The 2947-nt window shown below is 64.5% G+C and carries 2 protein-coding genes; one reads left to right on the top strand and one right to left on the bottom strand.

The window, feature by feature from the left end; all coding sequences use genetic code 11:
• A partial coding sequence (gyrA, locus tag EOA23_RS33205; protein WP_127307170.1) for a DNA gyrase subunit A occupies nucleotides 1-1936 on the bottom strand: 1936 nt, incomplete at its 3' end.
• Between the two features lie 224 nt (nucleotides 1937-2160).
• Here gyrA and EOA23_RS33200 point away from each other — a divergent pair.
• Nucleotides 2161-2947, top strand: a 787-nt coding sequence (locus EOA23_RS33200) for a SulP family inorganic anion transporter (RefSeq protein ID WP_245474430.1), incomplete at its 3' end; no start/stop codon positions are given.

Here is a 2947-nt window from a genome sequence, read left to right as displayed (position 1 = left end):
CGCCCCAGCTGGTCTCGTCCTCCGGCAGCGGCATGATCGTGGTGATGCGCTCGCCCTGCTCGAGCGGCAGCATGTTGATCAGCGCCTTGCCGCGCGATTGCGGGTTGCCGATCGGCAGCCGCCAGACTTTTTCCTTGTAGACGATGCCGCGCGAGGAGAAGAACAAGACCGGCGTGTGCGTGTTGGCCACGAACAGCCTTGTGACGAAATCCTCTTCCTTGGTCGACATGCCGGAGCGGCCCTTGCCGCCGCGGCGCTGCGCCCGGTAGAGGGACAGCGGCACGCGCTTGATGTAGCCGGAATGGCTGACGGTGACGACCATGTCCTCGCGCTGGATCAGGTCCTCGTCTTCCATGTCCGCCCCGCCCTCGGAGAGCTCGGTGCGGCGCGGCGTGCCGAACTCGTCGCGGACCGCGATCAGCTCGTCCTTGACGATCTGCTGGATACGCGCGCGCGACGACAAAATATCAAGGAAATCAATGATCTCGGCGCCGATCTTGTTCAACTCGTCGGCGATCTCGTCGCGGCCCAGCGCGGTCAGGCGCTGCAGGCGCAGGTCGAGGATGGCGCGCGCCTGTTCCTCGGAGAGGTTGTAGGTGCCGTCCTCGTTGATGCGGTGACGCGGATCGTCGATCAGCTTGATCAGCGGCGCGACGTCGTGCGACGGCCAGCGCCGCTCCATCAACTGCTCGCGCGCCGTCTGCGGATCGGGCGCGGTGCGGATGAGCTTGATCACCTCGTCGATATTGGCGACCGCAATCGCAAGGCCGACAAGGACATGGGCGCGCTCGCGCGCCTTGCGCAGCAGGTATTTGGTTCGGCGGCTGATCACCTCCTCGCGGAAAGCGACGAAGGCTTTCAGCATGTCGATCAGCGTCATCACCTCCGGCTTGCCGCCGTTGAGCGCCACCATGTTGGCGCCGAACGACGTCTGCAGCGGCGTGAAGCGGTAAAGCTGGTTGAGGATGACGTCGGCGACGGCCTCGCGCTTCAGTTCGATGACGACCCGGTAGCCCTGGCGGTCGCTTTCGTCGCGAATGTCGGAGATGCCGTCGATGCGCTTCTCGCGCACCAGTTCCGCCATCTTCTCGATCATCGCCGCCTTGTTCACCTGATAGGGAATCTCGGTGACGACGATGGATTCACGGTCGTTTCCGCGCCTTTCGATCTCGACGCGGCCGCGCATGACGATCGAACCGCGGCCGGTGGAATAGGCGCTGTAGATGCCGGAGCGGCCAAGCACGATGCCGCCGGTCGGGAAATCCGGGCCGGGCACGATCTCCATCAGTGCCGGCAGGTCGATGGCCGGGTTGTCGATGATCGCCATCGCCCCGTTGCACACTTCGGCTAGGTTGTGCGGCGGAATGTTGGTGGCCATGCCGACGGCGATGCCGCCCGAACCATTGACCAGAAGGTTGGGGAAGCGCGCCGGCAGCACCTTCGGCTCTTGTTCGGCGCCGTCATAATTGTCCTGGAAATCGACCGTTTCCTTGTCGATATCCTCCAGGAGCTCATGCGCGACCTTGGTGAGCCGTGACTCGGTGTAGCGCATGGCCGCGGGCGGATCGGCGTCGATGGAGCCGAAATTGCCCTGCCCGTCGATCAGCGGCACGCGCAGCGACCAGTCCTGCGCCATGCGAACCAAGGCGTCATAGATCGAGGCGTCGCCATGCGGATGGTATTTACCCATCACGTCGCCGACGATGCGCGACGATTTCACATGCTTGCGGTTCCAGTGGTAACCGCCTTCCTGCATGGCGTAGAGGATGCGGCGGTGCACGGGCTTCAGGCCGTCGCGCACGTCGGGCAGCGCGCGGCTGACGATCACGCTCATGGCGTAATCGAGATAGGAGCGCTGCATCTCCTCGATGATCGAAATCGGCTCGATGCCGGTGGGGCCGCCATCCGGCCCGCGCGGTGTCTTCTGGTCGGTCAAATCAGGTCACAATCCAGTCGGGAATCACTGCATGCTTATATAGGAAGCCTCGCCGAAACTCCAATGTCGGCCGGACTTTTCCAGAGACAATTTTGATGGTAATTTCAAATGGATACCGCTGATTGCGACGATATGGCCACCGTCGTTTTCGCCGTCATGCGGCAAGGTCGGCGATGGATCGGGCAAAAACCGCAACTGCTGTGAAGCTGGCCTCATGGCTACCCATGCGGGCCCTCAGCGGCTGGAGCGTCAAGGACCTCAACGGCGATCTGGCGGCCGGCATCACGCTGGCCGCGATCGCCATTCCCGAGCAGATGGCTACGGCGCGCCTTGGCGGTTTCGCGCCGCAGGTGGGCTTTTTCACCTTCGTCGCCGGCTCGGTCGCCTTCGCGCTGCTCGGCGCCAACCGCCAGCTGTCGGCCGGCGCGGATTCGACGATCACGCCCTTGTTCGCCGGCGGTCTGGCGCTGATCACCACCTCGGGCTCGCCGCATTACCTGGCGCTGGCGGCCATGCTGGCCCTGATGGCGGGGCTGCTGGTGGCGCTCAGCGGCGTCTTCCGTCTCGGCTGGATCGCCGATCTGCTGTCCGTGCCGGTCACGACGGGTTTCCTCGCCGGCATTTCGATCCATATCATCGTCTCACAACTGCCTTCCTTGCTCGGCCTGCCCGCCGAAAGCGGCGAAACCGTGCGGCGAGTCGGCGAGATAGCCGCCAATATCCACCTCACCAATCCCTGGAGCCTGGCAATCGGCCTCGGTGTCTTCGCCATCGTCTTCGCCGCCGGACAGGTCAGCGCGCGGATCCCGGCGGCGTTGATCGGCATGGTCCTGGCGACGCTTGGCGTCGTCGCCTTCGATTTGAGGAACCGTGGCGTCGAGGTGCTCGGCGCCTTGCCGAACGGGTTGCCGGCCCCAGGCGTGCCGACCGCCGACTTCCAGGATGCCCGGGCACTTGTTCCGCTGGCGCTGCTGATCGCCATCGTCGTCATGGTGCAAACAGCGGCCACGA

The sequence above is a fragment of the Mesorhizobium sp. M2A.F.Ca.ET.042.01.1.1 genome (genome assembly GCF_003997405.1).
Lineage (GTDB): Bacteria > Pseudomonadota > Alphaproteobacteria > Rhizobiales > Rhizobiaceae > Mesorhizobium.
Note: the sequence above shows the minus strand (reverse complement) of the source record. Positions and strands in the feature narration are given on the sequence as shown.